18 protein-coding genes are annotated in these 16808 nt (G+C 66.0%); 6 read left to right on the top strand and 12 right to left on the bottom strand.

All coding sequences use genetic code 11. The features are described 5' to 3' along the window. Positions 1-19: 19 nt before the first annotated feature. The 5 genes from rplW to JWN03_RS03355 all read right to left on the bottom strand — a co-directional run bounded on the left by rplW (position 20) and on the right by JWN03_RS03355 (position 2855). A complete protein-coding gene (gene rplW, locus JWN03_RS03375; RefSeq protein ID WP_297609492.1) occupies positions 20-325 on the bottom strand; it encodes a 50S ribosomal protein L23 in 306 nt (101 codons plus the stop codon). Then, a complete protein-coding gene (gene rplD, locus JWN03_RS03370) occupies positions 322-993 on the bottom strand; it encodes a 50S ribosomal protein L4 (protein ID WP_297609489.1) in 672 nt (223 codons plus the stop codon). The genes rplW and rplD overlap by 4 nt, the downstream gene beginning before the upstream one ends. Beyond that, positions 990-1655: a 50S ribosomal protein L3 gene (gene rplC / locus JWN03_RS03365; protein WP_297609487.1), complete on the bottom strand. Its 666-nt coding sequence runs from the start codon at positions 1653-1655 to the stop codon at positions 990-992. The genes rplD and rplC overlap by 4 nt, the downstream gene beginning before the upstream one ends. 14 nt (positions 1656-1669) lie before the next feature. Beyond that, complete coding sequence (rpsJ, locus tag JWN03_RS03360) at positions 1670-1975, bottom strand: 30S ribosomal protein S10 (RefSeq protein ID WP_003938093.1); 306 nt, start codon at positions 1973-1975, stop codon at positions 1670-1672. A 487-nt stretch (positions 1976-2462) separates the two neighbouring features. Continuing rightward, positions 2463-2855, bottom strand: coding sequence for a hypothetical protein (locus JWN03_RS03355; RefSeq protein ID WP_297609483.1), 393 nt, complete (start codon positions 2853-2855; stop codon positions 2463-2465). A 134-nt stretch (positions 2856-2989) separates the two neighbouring features. On the opposite strand from JWN03_RS03355, the gene JWN03_RS03350 reads away from it, so the two are divergent. Continuing rightward, the gene (locus JWN03_RS03350; protein ID WP_297609480.1) at positions 2990-3466 is read left to right on the top strand and encodes a hotdog fold domain-containing protein; all 477 of its coding nucleotides are present in this window, start codon (positions 2990-2992) and stop codon (positions 3464-3466) included. Positions 3467-3532: 66 nt separating this feature from the next. Continuing rightward, positions 3533-4744, top strand: a complete 1212-nt coding sequence (locus JWN03_RS03345) for a lycopene cyclase family protein (RefSeq protein WP_297609479.1) — start codon at positions 3533-3535, stop codon at positions 4742-4744. A gap of 28 nt (positions 4745-4772) precedes the next feature. Here the strand turns inward: JWN03_RS03345 and JWN03_RS03340 are convergent, their stop codons facing one another. The 4 genes from JWN03_RS03340 to JWN03_RS03325 all read right to left on the bottom strand — a co-directional run bounded on the left by JWN03_RS03340 (position 4773) and on the right by JWN03_RS03325 (position 8661). Then, positions 4773-5801, bottom strand: a complete 1029-nt coding sequence (locus tag JWN03_RS03340; protein ID WP_297609476.1) for an SDR family oxidoreductase — start codon at positions 5799-5801, stop codon at positions 4773-4775. Between the two features lie 156 nt (positions 5802-5957). Continuing rightward, entirely contained in the window at positions 5958-6848 is an 891-nt protein-coding gene (locus tag JWN03_RS03335) for an ABC transporter permease (protein ID WP_297609473.1), read from the bottom strand. Further along, on the bottom strand, positions 6845-7660 hold the full coding sequence (locus JWN03_RS03330) for an ABC transporter permease (protein WP_297609470.1): 816 nt from the start codon (positions 7658-7660) through the stop codon (positions 6845-6847). The genes JWN03_RS03335 and JWN03_RS03330 overlap by 4 nt, the downstream gene beginning before the upstream one ends. Next, on the bottom strand, positions 7657-8661 hold the full coding sequence (locus tag JWN03_RS03325) for an ATP-binding cassette domain-containing protein (protein WP_297609467.1): 1005 nt from the start codon (positions 8659-8661) through the stop codon (positions 7657-7659). Before JWN03_RS03325 ends, JWN03_RS03330 begins: the two co-directional genes overlap by 4 nt. 304 nt (positions 8662-8965) lie before the next feature. Here JWN03_RS03325 and JWN03_RS03320 point away from each other — a divergent pair, with 304 nt between their 5' ends. The 3 genes from JWN03_RS03320 to JWN03_RS03310 all read left to right on the top strand — a co-directional run bounded on the left by JWN03_RS03320 (position 8966) and on the right by JWN03_RS03310 (position 12001). Continuing rightward, the gene (locus JWN03_RS03320; protein ID WP_297609464.1) at positions 8966-10450 is read left to right on the top strand and encodes an aldehyde dehydrogenase family protein; all 1485 of its coding nucleotides are present in this window, start codon (positions 8966-8968) and stop codon (positions 10448-10450) included. Positions 10451-10458: 8 nt separating this feature from the next. Then, positions 10459-10983: a type VII secretion system-associated protein gene (locus JWN03_RS03315; RefSeq protein ID WP_297609461.1), complete on the top strand. Its 525-nt coding sequence runs from the start codon at positions 10459-10461 to the stop codon at positions 10981-10983. 67 nt (positions 10984-11050) lie between these two features. Further along, the gene (locus JWN03_RS03310) at positions 11051-12001 is read left to right on the top strand and encodes a hypothetical protein (RefSeq protein ID WP_297609458.1); all 951 of its coding nucleotides are present in this window, start codon (positions 11051-11053) and stop codon (positions 11999-12001) included. A 42-nt stretch (positions 12002-12043) separates the two neighbouring features. On the opposite strand, the gene JWN03_RS03305 is transcribed toward JWN03_RS03310, so the two are convergent. After that, on the bottom strand, positions 12044-13279 hold the full coding sequence (locus JWN03_RS03305) for a TetR/AcrR family transcriptional regulator (protein WP_297609455.1): 1236 nt from the start codon (positions 13277-13279) through the stop codon (positions 12044-12046). 102 nt (positions 13280-13381) lie between these two features. Here JWN03_RS03305 and JWN03_RS03300 point away from each other — a divergent pair, with 102 nt between their 5' ends. After that, positions 13382-14176 (top strand): enoyl-CoA hydratase-related protein, encoded by a 795-nt coding sequence (locus JWN03_RS03300; RefSeq protein ID WP_297609452.1) that lies wholly within the window; start codon positions 13382-13384, stop codon positions 14174-14176. Between the two features lie 76 nt (positions 14177-14252). On the opposite strand, the gene JWN03_RS03295 is transcribed toward JWN03_RS03300, so the two are convergent. Beyond that, on the bottom strand, positions 14253-15500 hold the full coding sequence (locus JWN03_RS03295; RefSeq protein WP_297609448.1) for an Nramp family divalent metal transporter: 1248 nt from the start codon (positions 15498-15500) through the stop codon (positions 14253-14255). A 215-nt stretch (positions 15501-15715) separates the two neighbouring features. After that, positions 15716-16711 carry an alpha/beta hydrolase gene (locus JWN03_RS03290; protein WP_297609579.1) on the bottom strand — a complete coding sequence of 332 codons (996 nt, stop codon included), beginning with the start codon at positions 16709-16711 and terminating at the stop codon, positions 15716-15718. Between the last annotated feature and the right edge of the window lie 97 nt (positions 16712-16808).

Genomic DNA, 16808 nt, shown 5'->3' with positions numbered 1-16808 from the left:
TTTCTGGATTCCCAGGCGCTTACGCGACCGGGCCTCCGAAGATCTCGATGGGCTTGCTGTCGGCCGAGAGGGTCACGAGCGCGCGCTTGGTGTTCTTGCGCTTTCCGTAACCGGCCTTCGTCCGCTTGCGCTTGCCCTGACGGTTAGCAGTGTTGACGCTGGTCACCGTGACGCCGAAGACCTTCTCGACGGCGATCTTGATCTGCGTCTTGTTGGAGTCCGGGTGCACGATGAAGGTGTAGGTACCCTCTTCGATCAGTCCGTAGGACTTCTCGGAGATGACCGGCGCCAGCAAAATGTCGCGGGGGTCGGCGATCGTGGTCACTTGCTCTCCTCCTGTGCAGCTTCGGCAGGGCCGTGCACGAAGGCATTGAGCGCCTCGACGGAGAAGATGACCTCATCGGCCTTCAGCACGTCGTAGGTGTTCAGCTGATCGGGAGCGATCGGGTGCACGTTCTCCAGGTTCGCAACGCTCTTCCACGTGGCGATGTCCTCGCGACCGACGACGACCAGGAGCTGCTTGCGAGTCGAAAGCTCGGCAAGGAAGTTCTTGGCGATCTTGGTCGACGGGGTCTGACCCGGGACCAGTTCGGTGATCACGTGGATGCGCTCGTTGCGGGCCCGGTCGGAGAGGGCGCCACGCAGAGCGGCGACCTTCATCTTCTTGGGCAGGCGCTGGGTGTAATCGCGCGGCTGCGGGCCGTGGACAACGCCACCGCCGACGAACTGCGGCGCACGGGTCGAACCCTGACGGGCGCGGCCGGTGCCCTTCTGCCGGTACGGCTTACGACCACCACCGCGGACTTCACCGCGGGTCTTGGTCGAGTGCGTGCCCTGGCGTGCCGCGGCCTGCTGGGCCACGACAACCTGGTGCATCAGCGCGATATTGGCGGTCACGTCGAAGATCTCCGCGGGGAGCTCGACGGTGCCTTCAGTCTTACCGCCCGCGGCCTTGACCGGGAGCGTCAGGTTGGTCTTGGTCTCGGTGCTCATGCCCGGGCACCACCCTTCACTGCACTCTTGACGATCACGACGTGGCCGCGACGGCCCGGGATCGCACCCTTGATCAGCAGCAGACCGTTCTCGGCATCCACCTTGTGGACCGTGAGGTTCTGCGTGGTGACGCGGTCGTTACCCATCCGGCCGGACATACGCATGCCCTTGAACACGCGGCCCGGGGTGGAGCAACCACCGATGGAACCCGGACGACGGTGCACAGCCTGCGCACCGTGGGAGGCGCCCTGGCCCTTGAAGCCGTGACGCTTCATGGTGCCGGCGAAGCCCTTGCCCTTGGAGGTGCCCGTCACGTCGACGAAGCTGCCTTCTGCGAAGGCCTCCGCGCCGATTTCCTGGCCGACCTCGAAGGAGGCGACGTCAGCGACGCGGATCTCCGTGATGTGGCGGCGAGGGGTGACACCGGCCTTGGAGAACTGGCCGGAAACCGGCTTGTTCACCTTGCGCGGGTCGATGGCGCCGTAAGCGATCTGGATGGCTGCGTAGCCATCGCGCTCAGCGGTGCGGATCTGGGTCACGACGTTCGGACCGGCCTTGACGACGGTCACCGGAACAACGCGGTTCTTCTCGTCGAAGACCTGGGTCATGCCGAGCTTGGTTCCCAGGATGCCGGCAGCCGGCCTGCTCTTGTTGTCAGTCATATCTGGAATCCCCGTCACTGAATGTTGACGTCGACACTGGCCGGAAGATCGATGCGCATAAGCGCGTCGACCGTCTTCGGCGTGGGGTCGAGGATGTCAATCAGCCGCTTGTGAGTACGCATCTCGAAGTGCTCGCGCGAGTCTTTGTACTTGTGCGGCGAACGGATGACGCAGTACACGTTCTTTTCGGTGGGCAACGGCACCGGGCCAACGACACGAGCGCCCGTGCGGGTCACCGTCTCGACGATCTTGCGCGCAGACGCGTCGATCGCCTCATGGTCGTAGGCCTTGAGCCTGATGCGGATCTTCTGTCCCGCCACGCTGAGTGTCCTTTTCTCCGCTTAACGTTTGTGCCCCAGCAGCTTTCGCTGCCGAAGCACCCTCATTTGCACAGTCCGAACACACGAAGACGCATCAGCCACCACACGACCGAGGCCACGTGTGGGCCCGATCCATCGCCGCTGTTCATCTGTCATGGTTCTTCCGGTCCACGCGGTCGGGCGTGTCGCCCATCCGCTCATTCTTCGGCCCTGGAATCGAATCCCACTTGGCCGGAAGAAACTTTGTCCCGGACGCACCGCCGCTGTAATCAGCGGGGTGCAAGAGTGTCCTTCTCACCCGCCACCACCTGCATCTATTCCGAAGAAAGACACAACCCGGTCCGGGCAACCTGAATAGTATGCACCAGGGCTATGGGTGACTTCAAATCGCCCCCTCCCCCGTTCCCGCAGATGGCACGGGTCACCCCCGCTGTTTCCGGAGGAACCGGACAGTACGGCGGGCGCAGCCACACCCGCCGTACATAGATCAGGGCAGTTGCTCGACAATCAGGAACTGGAAGCCCTTGATGAAGGCCGGGTCCATTACCGCGATGGCGACCTCACCCTGACGGGCCGCAGCCTCGTTGATCACCGCACCCGGGGTGGCGTAGAGCCGGCCGTCGACCCGGGGCAGATCCGAGTCTTGGTCCACCACATAGCCGGTCCGGCCCGCGGGCAGGAACTGAGTGAGCAGGCCGGGGATCGCACTGTTGCCCAGTGCGGCAGTCTCGTTCTGGTCGAAATCCAGACCGAAGTAGATCCCGTGGCCCGGATCGATTTCGGGAACGACAGCGGAGGCCGATGCGGCCCCGACCGTAGACATGACACCCGCGCCCGCCAGAGCGATTCCGAGCGAGGCGACAGCGGTCCTGATTCGCATGATGTGTAGAGCTCCATTCACCCGACGTGCCGATGAACTGGCATCGGCGCCCAGCTTCGCGATAAACGCGATAGTGGCGACACTTTAGAACAGCCGGTCTTCCACAGAACTTACTTCTGAGTAAGATACGCGGCATGACGAAAGAGACCGCCACCTACCGCGGCTGGAAGAAACTGCCGGACAATCGCCTCGGCCACACCCTGTTCTCCCTCGGCATGGTCGCGCGCGTCCCCTACTTCGGCACCGTGCTGCCGAACGTCGTACGCCTCGAGCCCGGCCTGTGCGAGGTGACCGCCCCCAAGTGGTTCGGCATCCACAATCACCTGGGCACCTTCCACGCCATCGCCGCCTGCAACCTCGCCGAGGTGGCCATGGGCATGCTGTCGGAGGCCACCGTCCCCGACACCCACCGCTGGATCCCCAAGGCCATGAACGTCCAATACCTGGCCAAGGCCAACTCCAGCCTCCGCGCCGTGGCCAAACTCCCTGAGCTGCCGGACTTCCCAGCCATCACCGAGGGCCAAAACCTCATAGTCCCGGTCTCGATCTACGACAAGTCCGGCCTCGAAGTGGTCCACGCCGACATCACCACCTGGATCACCCCCAAGTAGCACCCAGCCCCCGCTATCCGGGGTGGGAGGGTGGCGGGGGTGGGGTGGGGCTGTTTGAATGCGGGTATGAGTGAGGTCAGCGGGGCTGCCGATGTTTGTGTGGTGGGGCTCGGGCCTACGGGGCGGGCGCTGGCGCATCGGGCTGTGGTGGCGGGGTTGCGGGTGGTCGCGGTGGATCCGCGGCCGGAGCGGTTGTGGGGGCCTACATATTCGTGCTGGATCGATGAGTTGCCGGAGTGGTTGCCGCGCAGCGTGATTGCCAGCCGGATCGAGGCGCCGGTGGTGTGGACCGAGAGCGAGCATCGGATTGCGCGGCCGTACTGCGTGCTGTCGAAGCAGGGGTTGCGGGATGCGCTGCCGCTGGATGACGCCACCGTGATCACCGGGCGGGCCCGGGTGGTGCAGGCGCATCGGGTGGAGTTGGCCGATGGCACCGAGGTGCGGGCCGCCACGGTTTTCGATACCCGGGGGCAGGCGTCGCCGGGGCAGCGCCGGACCGCCAGTGCGCACGGCATTTTCGTGGACGAGGACGTCGCCGCACCCATGGTCACTCCGGGCGAAGGTTTGCTGCTGGACTGGCGGAACGAGAACGGCGCGGGCACCGGCGAGCCGCCGTCGTTCCTGTACGCGGTGCCGCTGGGCGACGGGACGGTCATCTTCGAGGAGACCAGCCTGGGGTTGCGGGGTGGCATGCCGCAGCACGAGCTACGCCGCCGGACACTGAATCGGCTTGCGGCACACGGTATTCGACTACGCGGTGACGAACCGAGCGAGGCCGCGCACTACCCGCTCGACAATATGCCGCCGAAAACCGGTCGCGGACAGGTGATTCCGTTCGGCTCGCGCGGCGGGCAGATGCATCCCATCACCGGCTACTGCGTGGCCGACTCGCTCTCGCAGGTGGACATCGCGCTCGCGGCCCTGCAGCGCGGCGACGATCCGGTCGAAGCGCTGTGGCCGTGGCAGGCGCGACTGGTGTACTGGATGCGGATGCGCGGTGTGTACGGATTGGGGCGACTCACCACACCCCAGGCCGTCTCCATGTTCGAGGCGTTCTTCACCGGTTCCCCGCGGCAGCAGCGAGCGCTGCTCTCCGCGCACGATGATTTCGCCGCGCTCGGCGCGGGTCTTTTCCTGACCGTGGCCCGCACCTGGCCCTTCCGCTGGCGCTACGACCTGGTCGGCTGGACGAATCGAAACCGCTGGGTGGGTTGGGATTACGGACAGCCGGAGCCGCGGAACTCTCCGGCGGCACCCGAGGGCACCGCCACGTCTTGAGATCAGACCCGGCCTGAGGCTCCGAGGCTCAGACCCAGTTCTCGATCCAGTACTTCCAGATCACCGACCCGTACCCCGCCAGCGGCGGCACCTTGATATCGGTCCCGGCGAGCGCGGCAGCGGTATGCCGGGAGTCGAACCGGCAGCTGATCTCGCTGTGCGCGATCACATCCATGGGCACACCGACCTGCCGCAGCATCCACCCCATGCCGGGTACCCGCAGCGTCATATCGAGGGTCTGCTTGGGCATGACCTCCACCAGATGCGGCGCCCCGGCCTCGTCGGCGAAGAGGTTGAAGACGTCGGCGACACTCTGTTCGCGCGGATCCACCAGATGATAGGTGTTGCCGCCGCCCCCGGGCCGGTGCGCGATGTGGTCGAGCGCCCGCGCCACGAAATCGACCGGAACCATATTGGTATCGCCCAGTTTCGGCGAAACCACCGGCAGGATGCGCGGGAGTTGTGCGGCCATGCGCAGCAACCGGAAGAAGTAGTACGGCCCGTCGATCCGGTCGATTTCGCCGGTGCGTGAATGCCCGATGACAATGGACGGCCGATAGATCCGCCACGGCACCCTGTCCTGGTCGCGCACGGCGAGTTCGGCGTCGAGCATGGCGCGCTGGTAGGGCGCGGGCAGCGGCTGCCCGATATCGAACATGTCCTCGGTGAAGAGCCCGTCCCAGCCGCCCGCGACCCGCACCGTCGAAACATGATGCAGCAGCCCGGCTTCCAGCTGCCCGGCCAGTTCGGCGACGCGCCGGGTGCCGCCGCCGGGCACGACGGAGTCCAGTCCGCCGGCCAGGTGGAACACGTGCTCGATCGAACCCCGGTGCGCGGCAATCCAGCTCGGTTCGATGCCGACTCCGGGCGCGCTCAGGTCGCCGCGCACCGGTCGCACCCGATCCCCGGCATCCCAGGCGCGCAGGCAGCGGTTGAAGCGCAGTATCGAGTCTTCGCCGGGGCGTACGAGCACATGAACGTCTTCGCCGCGTTTGAGAAGTTCGGGAATCAGAAACCGCCCGATGAACCCAGTTGCCCCGGTAACCAGGTAAGCCATGCGCACACCCTAGCGTGACGCACACCACACCCTGACTGCGGCTCCGCATAACACCCAAAACTCGCATGCGGGACGCATTTTCGTGGAGAGCTACCCCCAGGCAACACAGCGGGGCGGTACCCGGAGTACCGGATACCGCCCCGCCGAGGCAACAGATCAGGCGCCGGTTTCGGCCGCCCTGCGGTAGCCGCGAATCGCCGGATAACCGAACACCACCACCATGCCGACCGCCCACGCGACGGTCTTCATCAACGGCACCGCGATCGGCCCTTCGAAGGAGAGCCCGCGCATGGCATCGATGGCCGTACTCATGGGCTGGTTCTGGACGGTCGTCTGCAACCACGTGGGGTACGCGAAGACCGGCACGAAACCGGAGTTGAAGAACATGAGCAGGCTATTGATGACACCGATGACCTGCACCAGCATGATGCCCTCGGTGATGGTGGCGAGCGCCGTCACCAGCACCGCGAATCCGATGCCGAAAATGATCGGAAGCGCAAGCATGGCAATGGCTGCGGGCCCGCCGTTCCAGAATCGGAAGCCCAGGCAGACGCCCACCACGAGCACGATCAGCGAGGTGAGCAGCACGCGGATCGCCTCGGCCAGCAGGCGCCCGGTGAGTCCGGCGGCGCGATGCACGGGCATGGTCCAGAACCGGCCGAGCAGTCCGGTCGCCTTCTCGACCTTGAAGCCGAGCGCCGAGACCACCGAGCCCGCCATGGCCGCGACCAGCATGACCATCGGCACCGTGCCGTAGATGCTGGGCGCACCGGTGGCGGAGGTGATCGAATCACCAAGCACCACACGGAACATGATCAGGGTGGCCGCCGGATAGGCGATGGTCTGAATGGTGGTGGCGGGGTCGCGCGCCCAGCCGATCAACAGTCGCTTGCACTGGATGAAGCTCTGCTCCAGCCAGATCGACAGGGTCCGCTCGGACCGCTGCCGGACCCGCGGCAGCGGCTGATGCCCTGCCCACGCGTCCTTATCGGATACTGCGGTTTCGGTATCGCCCCCGACGGACTGGGCTTCGACAACAGAACTCATGACCGCCTCATACTCGCCCAGACCGCCGCCGGCAGGAAGAACACCGCGGCGCCGATCAGCCACACCATCGGCACCCAGAACACCTGCCAGGTCACCCCGTGCGCGGCCATATCCCGCAGCGCGAAGGAGAACTGGGAGATGGGCTGATTGCGCACGAAGGGCCGAGCCCACACCGGGAAGCCGGATTCGGGCACGAACCCGCAGGAGAGCATGCCGAAGATCAGCGTCGGCAGTGTCAAGGCCTGGCTCAGCGATTCGGGACTCTTGGTGAGCGATCCGAGCGCGTCCGCGCCGATGGCCAGCACCGTGCCGACCGCGAGCGAGAACAGGCAGAACAGCACCGTCTGCCCCCAGCCCGCCACGAATCGGAAGCCGATCATGTGGCCCCAGCCGATGGCCGCGGCCAGCGAGACGATCGACCGCACCAGGCCGGCGCTCAAGCGCGACAGCAGCGGCACCATCTTGCCGACCGGCATGGTCTGCAACCGGGTGTTGAATCCGGTCAGCGCTTCGAACGCGGCCATCTGCGCATTCGACATCATGGTGACGGACATGGTCTGCAGCACGATGATCGGCATAACGAACTGCGCGTAATCGATGCCGCGGAACTGCATGACGTATTTGAGCGGCAGGTAGAAGCCGAGGGTGAGGACCAGCGGTGTGACCGCCGCGAAGGCGAGCTCGCCCTTGGTGGCCATCACCCAGAGGATGCGGCCGGTGAGTGCCCGCCACTGCCCGAAGTTGTTCGGTTTGGCCACCGGCAGCCCGGCGAACAGATCGGTGCGGACCTCGGCGGCGGCCGGCGCGCTCATTGGATGCCGCCCGAGTGTCCGGTGAGTGAGAGGAACACATCGTCGAGCGAGGGCCGCCGCAGCCCGATGTCCGCGAGTTCGATTCCGGCGCTGTCGAGTCGGCGCAGCGCCTCGGAAAGGGTCGCGGCCCCGTCCGGCGCGGGAATCGAAAGCCGATCGCCACTACCGATTTCGGTTCGCGTCGCCTCGGGTACAAGATCGCCCAGAGCGTCCGCGGCCGCGGCCAGATGGGTCGGATCCAGCGGTACGACCTCGCAGTAGCTGCCGCCGGTCTTCTGCTTGAGCGCGTCCGCGGTGCCCTCGGCGATCACGGTGCCCTTGTCGATGACGATGATGTTGTCGCTGAGCACGTCGGCCTCTTCGAGGTACTGCGTGGTCAGCAGGACGGTGATGCCCTGTGTCTTGAGCGCGTTGACCAGATCCCACACACCCTGGCGGCTGCGCGGATCGAGTCCGGTGGTGGGCTCGTCGAGGAACACCACTTCCGGTCGCACCACGAGTCCGCAGGCGATGTCGACCCGGCGGCGCATACCGCCGGAGTAGTGCCGGACGGCACGCCGGCCGGCGTTGGTGAGGTCGAACTCCTCGAGCAGGCTGTCGGCACGCTGCCGGGCGGCCTTGCGGGGCAGGCCCATGAGCCTGCCGAACAGTTCGAGGTTCTCGCGTCCGGAAAGATTTTCGTCAAGGGCGGCGTACTGACCGGTCATCATGATGGACCGGCGGACGGCGGCGGGATCTTTGCGCACATCGTGTCCTGCGACCCGGGCGATGCCGGAGTCGGGACGCAGCAGGGTGGAAAGGATCTTCACCGCGGTGGTCTTACCGGCGCCGTTGGGGCCGAGGATGCCGAGCACCTGGCCGCGGGCGGCGGTGAAGCTGATGCCCTGCAGCGCGTGCACCTCGCCGAACGACTTGCGGATGTCTTCGACATAAACCGCCGGATCGCTCCCTGCGCTGCGCACTTCCGCTGTGTGCGAATCCGGTTTGTCCAAGCTCGGCATCAACTCTCCACTATCGGCTGGGCGGGCAATTCAGTTCGCCCCGGGCGGCGGGTCCCCACATCCCCTCGGGGATGATCCACTCCGTCGCGCGTGATGTTACCGGCGGTCCGGATGCGGGGTCATTCCTTTGCCGAAGCAGCGATCGGTCAAACGTGTCATTGGTCACAAACCGATAGGTCTTCGAATAGCCCCTGATCCAGACCCAGACCGTGCGGTCTGCTCAGCTTTCCGCACCTTGTCGGGTGTGCGCGCCGAACCATAGGCTGGCGGCGGGGAGATATTCATTGGCCACGAGAGGGTAACCATGGCCGAGCCTGCGCAGCAGCCACGGGCAGCGCGCACCGGAGTGGGCCGACCGAAGGTGCTGACATCCTACGATCCGCGCACCGGGGAGGTCGTGGGCGACTACGCCATCATGGGCGCCGGTGAGCTGACCCGCGCGGTCCGCGCCGCCCGCACCACGCAGCAGTGGTGGGCGACACTGGAATTCGCCGGCCGCAAACGCTGGCTGCTGGACTGGAAACGCGCTATCGCACGCGGCACCCGCGATCTCGTCGACCTCATCAGCAGTGAGACCGGCAAACCGCGCATGGATGCCGCCGTCGAAGTGACGCTGGCCGTGGAGCATCTGGATTGGGTTGCGCGCCATGCCGAGAAGACTCTGAGCCGCTCCACCCGCGGCACGGCCTGGTTCCGGCACGACCAGAACGGCTCGGTCGGGCGGTTGCCGCTCGGCGTGATCGGCGTGCTGGGCCCCTGGCAGAATCCCGTTCTCGCGCCGATGAATTCGATCGCCTCCGCCATGGCCGCGGGAAATACCGTGGTGTTCAAGCCGAGCGAGCTCACCCCCGGCGTCGGGGCGTGGCTGGCCGACACCTGGAACCGCCTGTCCCCGAGTCAGCCTGTGCTGCAGGTGGTTACCGGTGACAGTTCCACCGCCGCCGCCCTCTGCCGGGCGCGGGTGGACAAGATCGCCTATGCAGGCTCGGCCGCCGGCGCCCGCGAGGTCACCGCGCTGTGCGCGCAGACCGCCACTCCCCTGGTGATCGAGCAGGGCGGCCGCGGCGCGATGATCGTCCAGGTCGATGCCCGTCTCGATACCGCCGCGGCCGCAGCGGTGTACGGCGCCATGGCCAATGCCGGGCAGCATCCGGCGGGCGTGCACTGCGTGTACGTGGCCGATTCGGTGTACGAGCCGTTCCTGGAAATGGTGGCCTATCACGCCCGCAAGCTGCGGCCCGCCGCGGACAAGCGCGCCTCCTACGGGCCGATGGTGCTCGAAGCCCACCTGGATGTGGTGCGCCGCCAGGTCCGCGATGCGCTCACCCGCGGTGGTCGCGCGGTGGTCGGCAGCCTGGAGTCCATTCGCGAGCCCTATATCGAACCCGTGGTGCTCACCGAGGTCCCGGAGATCAGCCTCGCCATTACCGGCGAGGCGGTGGGCCCGGTGCTGATCGTCAACCGGGTCGCCTCCATGGACGAGGCGGTGGAACGTGTCAACGCCCCTGAAAGAGTGCTCCCGGTAGCCGTTTTCACCCGCGATGTGCGCAGCGTCCCCGAGTTCGCCGACCGCCTCCGCACCGAACTGATGACAGTCAATGCCACCCCGGTCTACGGCATTCACGGCCCGGGGCGCATCCGCAACCCGCAGTCTCTGTTCGAATTCGCCCGCACGCAGTCGATCATCGACAAACGGCACCGAGAACCCGTGGGTCTGAGCAGTTTCGACAACCACCCCCAGCGCCTCCGCATGGCAAGAGCCCTCTTCCGCCTCCGTCACAAGGTTTGATCACGACTATGGAAAACCCGGCGGGGAGTGTCGTTCAGCAGGGCGACTGGTTCGTGCTCGTCGATCCGAGCTGGCAGGAAACCACACCGGAGGTGATGCCGCCATCAGGAGCGATCCTCGGCGGCTGGAAGGTCGGCGAGGAGGGCAAGCCAGGTCCGTTCGAACCCAACCCGAACTATGTCCCCGCAGATGACTCATTGCCGACCGATCCGCTCGATGCCGTGCTGAGACGGGTCGCGAACGGCGATGACATCACCGGCGACGAAGTCATTGCGGCACTGCGTGACGCCGTGGTGGAGATCGGATGCGACAACCAGAACCACCCGCTGATAGGACCGGCTCCGGACGGAGTGCCGTGCGTTGCGGTCGCGACCGCCGCAATACACAAGGACCGCGTCGAGGCCGACCGATGGTGGCCGGTACTGGGTGCCGGCCTCCCTGACATCGTGCCCGTCGACGTCGACATCCTGCTCAATCCGGGCAGTTCCGCACAATTCCTGCTCCGCACTCGAAGCCTGCGACCGACCGAGTAGAAACCAGGCTTCCCAGACGTGGGAATAGTGCGCTTTTCCGCCTGCGAACCCACCTACGATTGCCGCTATGGAGCTCTCTGCCGGCCTGACTCGGATGGCCGGGCGGCTTCGTACAGCGGTCGTCGATGCGGGGGGCGCGCTGCGGACGGTCGTGTCCGAATTACCGAACGATATGCGGACAGTGGCGGATAATATCGTGACAGCCGAGTCGGACATTGTGCCGCGTTTCAACCCGAGCGAAACGCCACATTTCATAGGCATGAACGCCGCGACGGGAATGCCTCATATGTTTACTTCCGAACAAATCCGCAGCCAGCCAATATCCGACTTCGACGGAAACGTCATCGGAGTGAATTTTCCGCTGAAAGTCAGCGATAGCAAAAAGCCCATATGGATCAGCCATGAGGGACTCGAATCCATATACACCGAGTACTACCAAGCTGAAAGAACACGCAGCCTATGGCCTCCGAAGGGACTGCTGACACGAAAGCCGAAGTGGACCTTCGGCAGATCGTGGCGGCCAGCGCCCTGGGCAACCGACAAGTCAGAGAATCTGGTGTTTGCGCGAGCACATGCCGCCAAGCGCGGATATTTCATCCAGGTCAAGAAGAAGATTCCTTTGACGAAATGGAGCATGTGGACACCCACGCAAGTCGACGGAAAGACATACGGGAAGATTCTCGCATCCAACGACCATTTCAAGCAGGCCGTCAAGACAAAATCAACGGCTAGACTGATTCAGATGTCATGCTCGCCTGCCGGCCGCTCGGCCGCGCGTAAGTCGGCAGAATCGTTGCATTCCTCAGGACTGGGATTCGATGTGCACGCCACTGAGAACACCCATTTCAGTCGCTTCGAAAGCCGGTCAGGCTCTCTGGCGAAACAGTATGGCAACGTCATCCTCGGTCACGGCTCCGAGATGAAATTCGACGATGCGGGCTCCCCGGCCAAGTCGCCCTGGGCCGAATACAAAGCACCCAGAAAAAATACAGACACCGCCGATAGCGGGCCGGAATAGCAATATGCGAGAGCGAGTTGCGCGGAGCTTCCGCGCAGGCGCTCAGTCGTCAGCGGGGGCCGGGCCGCCGAGGAGGACGGCGCTCATGAGGGCGCCGACTCTGGCGAGGTTTTGGGGGCGGGAGTCGAAGCGGAGGCGGCGGCCGACGTCGATGACCTGGCCGATGGCGGCGTGGACGCGGAAGCGGGCTTCGATTTGGTCGCCTTCGAGCAGGTTGGCCCATTCCAGGACGTTCTGGCGCTGGATGGACCGTAGTCGATGCTGTTCGGAGGCGGGCAGATTGGAGAATTCGGCGAAGTACACCGGCAGGATCTCCGGCATGGCGAAGGTCATGCGGGCGAAGCGCTCGGCAATGCGCACGGCGGCGTCGGCGCGGCTGGTGGCCTCCGACAGCGCTTCGGCATTGGCGATGGCCACGCGTTCGCCGGTGCGGTGGAAAGCGGCGGCGAGCAGATCGGATTTGCTGCTGAAGTAGCGGTAGACGCTGGAGGCGTTGATGCCCGCCGCGGCGCCGATCTCTTCGATGCTGGCTTCGTGATATCCCTGCCGCCCGAAGATCCGGATGGCCTCGGTGAGCAGCTGTTCGCGTTTGGAGATGACGGGCAGGCCGCGCACGATCGGGTCGCCGGTGGCGGGCGCGGGCGCGGGCGGTAGCTCAGCGCGCAGGATGTCCCAGCAGATGTCATTGAGCAGGCCGACCAGTCTCGCATTGGAGAGCGCGGTGCGGTGTCCGGTCACACTGCCGATGGCGCTGAGCACGGCCGCGGCCCGCAGACTGTTGTCGGCCGGGTCGGCCTCGGGGTACAACTCGGCGATGGGTGTGGTGAGGGTGTTGTGCAGATCGGCGTAGATGACCCGGATGCGAGCGCGGTCCGCGCTCCCCAGATAGCGCCGCTCCCAGCGGTACAGTCCGCCCTCGCGGCGGCAGTCGATGGTGTGCTCGGCAATGCCGCGGATCAGTGCGGTGAGTCGCGGTTCCGGTTCCAGCTCCGGGTGGTCGGCGGCCTGGGCGGCGTCAAGCAATTGCTGTGCGCCCATCTCGGCGGCGGCGACCAGCATGGCGTATTTATTGCTGAAGTGCCGGTAGAGCGCGGGCCCGGAAATGCCGACCTCGGCGGCGATCTCGTCCACACCGACGGGGTGATAGCCCCGCTCAGCGAAGGCCCGTGCGGCGACGCCGACGATCTGGGCCTTGCGATTCTTGGGTCGGCGCCGGGGTCCCGGTTCGCCGGAAGGTCGCGCGGAAGCGAGTCCCACCTCGCTGCGATCGGCGACCATGCACTTTCTCCTTTTCCGCGGCACCGGCTGTTGACAGTGCCGGACGAATCCACCTAAGTTAACCACAATTCGCACAGCTGAACACACCACGCGGGAGCACCCATGAGTAACACTGCGACAACCCCGGGCTACACCGCCGTGCTCGACGGCCGGGTACTGCGTGTCACCATCACCAATCCCAAGCGCAAGAACGCCATCGACTACGACACCATGCTGGGGCTCGGCGAGACGGTGCTTTCGGCATACGACAATCCCGCAGTGCGAGTGATCGTGCTCACCGGCGAGGGCGGCGACTTCTGTACCGGCGCGGATCTGGCGGCCAGCCCCGGTGAGGCGGCACGCGGAATTTCGCCCGAGGACACCATGGTCGCGGCGAATCGGATGATCAAGGCGATCGTGGACGCGCCGATCCCGGTCATCGCCCGGCTGAAGGGTGCGGCCGCCGGGGTGGGCGTAGCCTTCGCGCTGGCCGCCGATCTGACCTACGCCTCCGAGGACGCCTACCTGCTGCTGGCCTTCATCAATATCGGTCTCATGCCGGACGGAGGTGCGGCGGCCATGGTCGCGGCTGCCGCCGGTCGGCCGCTGGCCGCCGAGATGGCATTGCTGGGCGATCGCCTGCCGTGCGCCGAGGCGCAACGCCGCGGCCTGATCACCGGCGTCTACGCCGAGGCGGATCTCGATGCGAAGGTGGAGGCCGCCGCCAACAAGCTGGCACACGGCCCGCGCCGCGCCATCGAGCTCACCAAACGCGCGTTGAACGCGGCGGCTCTCCCGGCACTCGATGCCGCACTGGCCGCGGAAGGGATCGGTCAGCCTGAGTTGTTGCGCGGCGCAGACTTCGCCGAGGGTGCGACCGCCATGCTCCAGAAGCGCAAGGCGATATTCGCGGAGTAGGGCTGTGGATCCCGGCCGAAAACACGCCGGGATGACGAGAGGGTCCGCCGGGACGACGGGGCTTGCCGCCAGGCCGCTACTTTCCGGCGACGGTCAGGTAGATGAGTGCGATGTTCAGGGCTGTGATGATGGCGGCCACGAGCCAGGCGAGCACTGTAATCAGGCGGCCGTTCACGTCGTCGCCCATGAGGGTGCGGTCGGTGGTGAAGCGCACCAGGGGAATCAGTGCGAACGGGATGCCGAAGGACAGCACCACCTGCGAAATGATCAGCGCCCGAGTCGGATCGACCCCGAGTCCGAGCACGATCAGCGCGGGAATCAGGGTCACCACGCGGCGGACGAGCAGCGGGATGCGATGGTGCAGCAGCCCCTGCATGATCATGGCCCCCGCATAGGCGCCGACCGAGGTGGAGGCCAGGCCGGAGGCGAGCAGCCCGATGGCGAGCAGTAGTCCGGCCGCCGGTCCGAGCGTGTCCTGCACTGCGGCGTGGGCGGATTCGAGGGAATCCACATCCTGCCGCCCGCGCAGCGTATTGGCGGCCATGAGCAGCATGGCCAGATTCACCGCGCCCGCGAGCAGCATGGCCAGCCCGACGTCGTAGCGGGTGATGCGCAGCAGCCGGGCGCGGGCCGGACCGGCCTCGGGCTGGCCGTGCCGGTCGCGGGCCAGTCCGGAGTGCAGGTACACCGCGTGCGGCATGACCGTCGCGCCGATCATGGCGGCCGCCAGCAGCACACTCTCGGTGCCGTCGAAGCGGGGCACCAGCCCGCCGATGGTCGACGAAACGGAGGGCGGCGAAATCACCACGGAGGCAATGAATCCGATGGAGATAATGCCGAGCATGCCGAGGATGATGCGTTCGAACGGCTGCTGCCCGCGGCGATTCTGCACGACCAGCAGACCCAGCGACACCACGCCGGTGATCACGCCGCCGAGCAGCAGCGGCAGCCCGAACAGCAGGTTGAGCGCGATGGCGCCGCCGACCACCTCCGCGAGATCCGTTGCGATGGCGACGGTTTCGGCCTGCCCCCAGTAGGCCAGCCGGACACCGCGGCTTGCCCGCTCCCGCACCACCTCCGGCAGCGACATGCCGGTCACCAGGCCGAGTTTGGCCGAGAGGAATTGCACCAGCCCGGCCATCGCATTGGCCATCACGATGACCCACACCAGCAGGTACCCGAACTGTGCGCCACCGCTGATATTCGAGGCCACATTGCCCGGATCGACGTAGGCGATGGCGGCGACGAAAGCTGGTCCGAGCAAGACCGTGGCTGATCTCGCTCGCTGGAATTTGGAGCGTGTATCGGCCAGGCTGGTACTCACAACATTAGATTACGGCTAACCGAACTTTTTGTTTAGACCTACCTTCTAGAAAGTGATCAGGCTGATAGCAGCGGCCCGCCGCGACTCCCCCGAAGATCGACGCCCGCTCCCGGCGAAGATCGCCTCGACTGCCCCCGAAAACGCCGAACGCCCCGGCTGATTCGCCGGGGCGTTCGAGTGCACGGTTCGGGGCTGCTGCCCCGCAGGTTCGGGAATCAGATTCCGAGGCCCCGGGCCAGCACCGGCCAGGAGTTGAGGAACTCGTCGTTCCAGTAACCCCAGGAGTGGGTGCCGGTCGCGCGGAAGTTGTAGGTGGCCGGAATGCCGAGCGAGTCCAGCTTGGCCGCCAGGTTGTGGCTGCAGTAGTTGGTGCCGGCCTCGATGGCGCCGCCGATGATCATCTGGTTTGCCAGGCCGTACTGGCCGGGCAGGGCGTACGGCCCGTCGAGGCTGTCGTATTGACCGGGCAGGCCGCTGCCGGAGGAGATGTAAAGGGCAGTGCCACGCAGCTTCTCGGCATTGATGACCGGATCGTTGGCGGCCCATTCCGGCGAATCCGCCGGGCCGTGCATGTTCTCGAGCTTGCCGCCGCCCCAGGTCTCGACGGTGAGGCGCATGAATTCCTGGCCGACCGGATCGGCCATCTGGGCGCAACCGCTGTACGCGGCGGCGGCCTTGAACAGGCCCGGGCGCATCTCGGGCAGCTGCAGCACGGTGGTGCCCGAGGTGGAGATACCGGCGACGGCGTTCACGCCATTGGTGCCCAGGGCCGCGTCGATCAGCGGGGGCAGCTCATCGGTGAAGAAGGTCTGCCACTTGTTGACGCCGAGCGTCGGGTCGGTGGTGTCCCAGTCCTGGTAGTAGCTCCACTTGCCGCCGATGGGCTGCACGACATTCACGTTCTTGTCGGCGAGGAAGCCGTTGACGATATTCGTCTTCTTGACCCAGGAGGCGTCGTCCTGACCGCCGCCGGCGCCATTGAGGAGGTAGAGCGTCGGCTGCGGCACGGTGGCGTCGGCCGGGCGCTGCACATCGACCGGGTAGGTCGCGTCCATGGCCGCGGAGTGCACGTACAGCCGGATGTTCCGGCCGTCCTTCATCTCGGCCTTGGTGATCTTCGACCCGTCCGGGGCGACCGGATCGGCGAGCAGCTTCTTGCTGTCGATGATCGGGTCGGCGCTCGCGGTGGGACCGCCGACACCGGCGACCATGCCGGTGAGAACTGCTGTGACGGCGAGGAAGGCAGCGGCTCGTGCACCGCGCCGGCGACCCGCAAGCCCGTTCCGGACATGTCGACGAATCAATGTT

It is taken from the genome of Nocardia sp. (assembly GCF_025465275.1).
Taxonomy (GTDB): Bacteria; Actinomycetota; Actinomycetes; order Mycobacteriales; family Mycobacteriaceae; genus Nocardia.
Note: the sequence above shows the minus strand (reverse complement) of the source record. Positions and strands in the feature narration are given on the sequence as shown.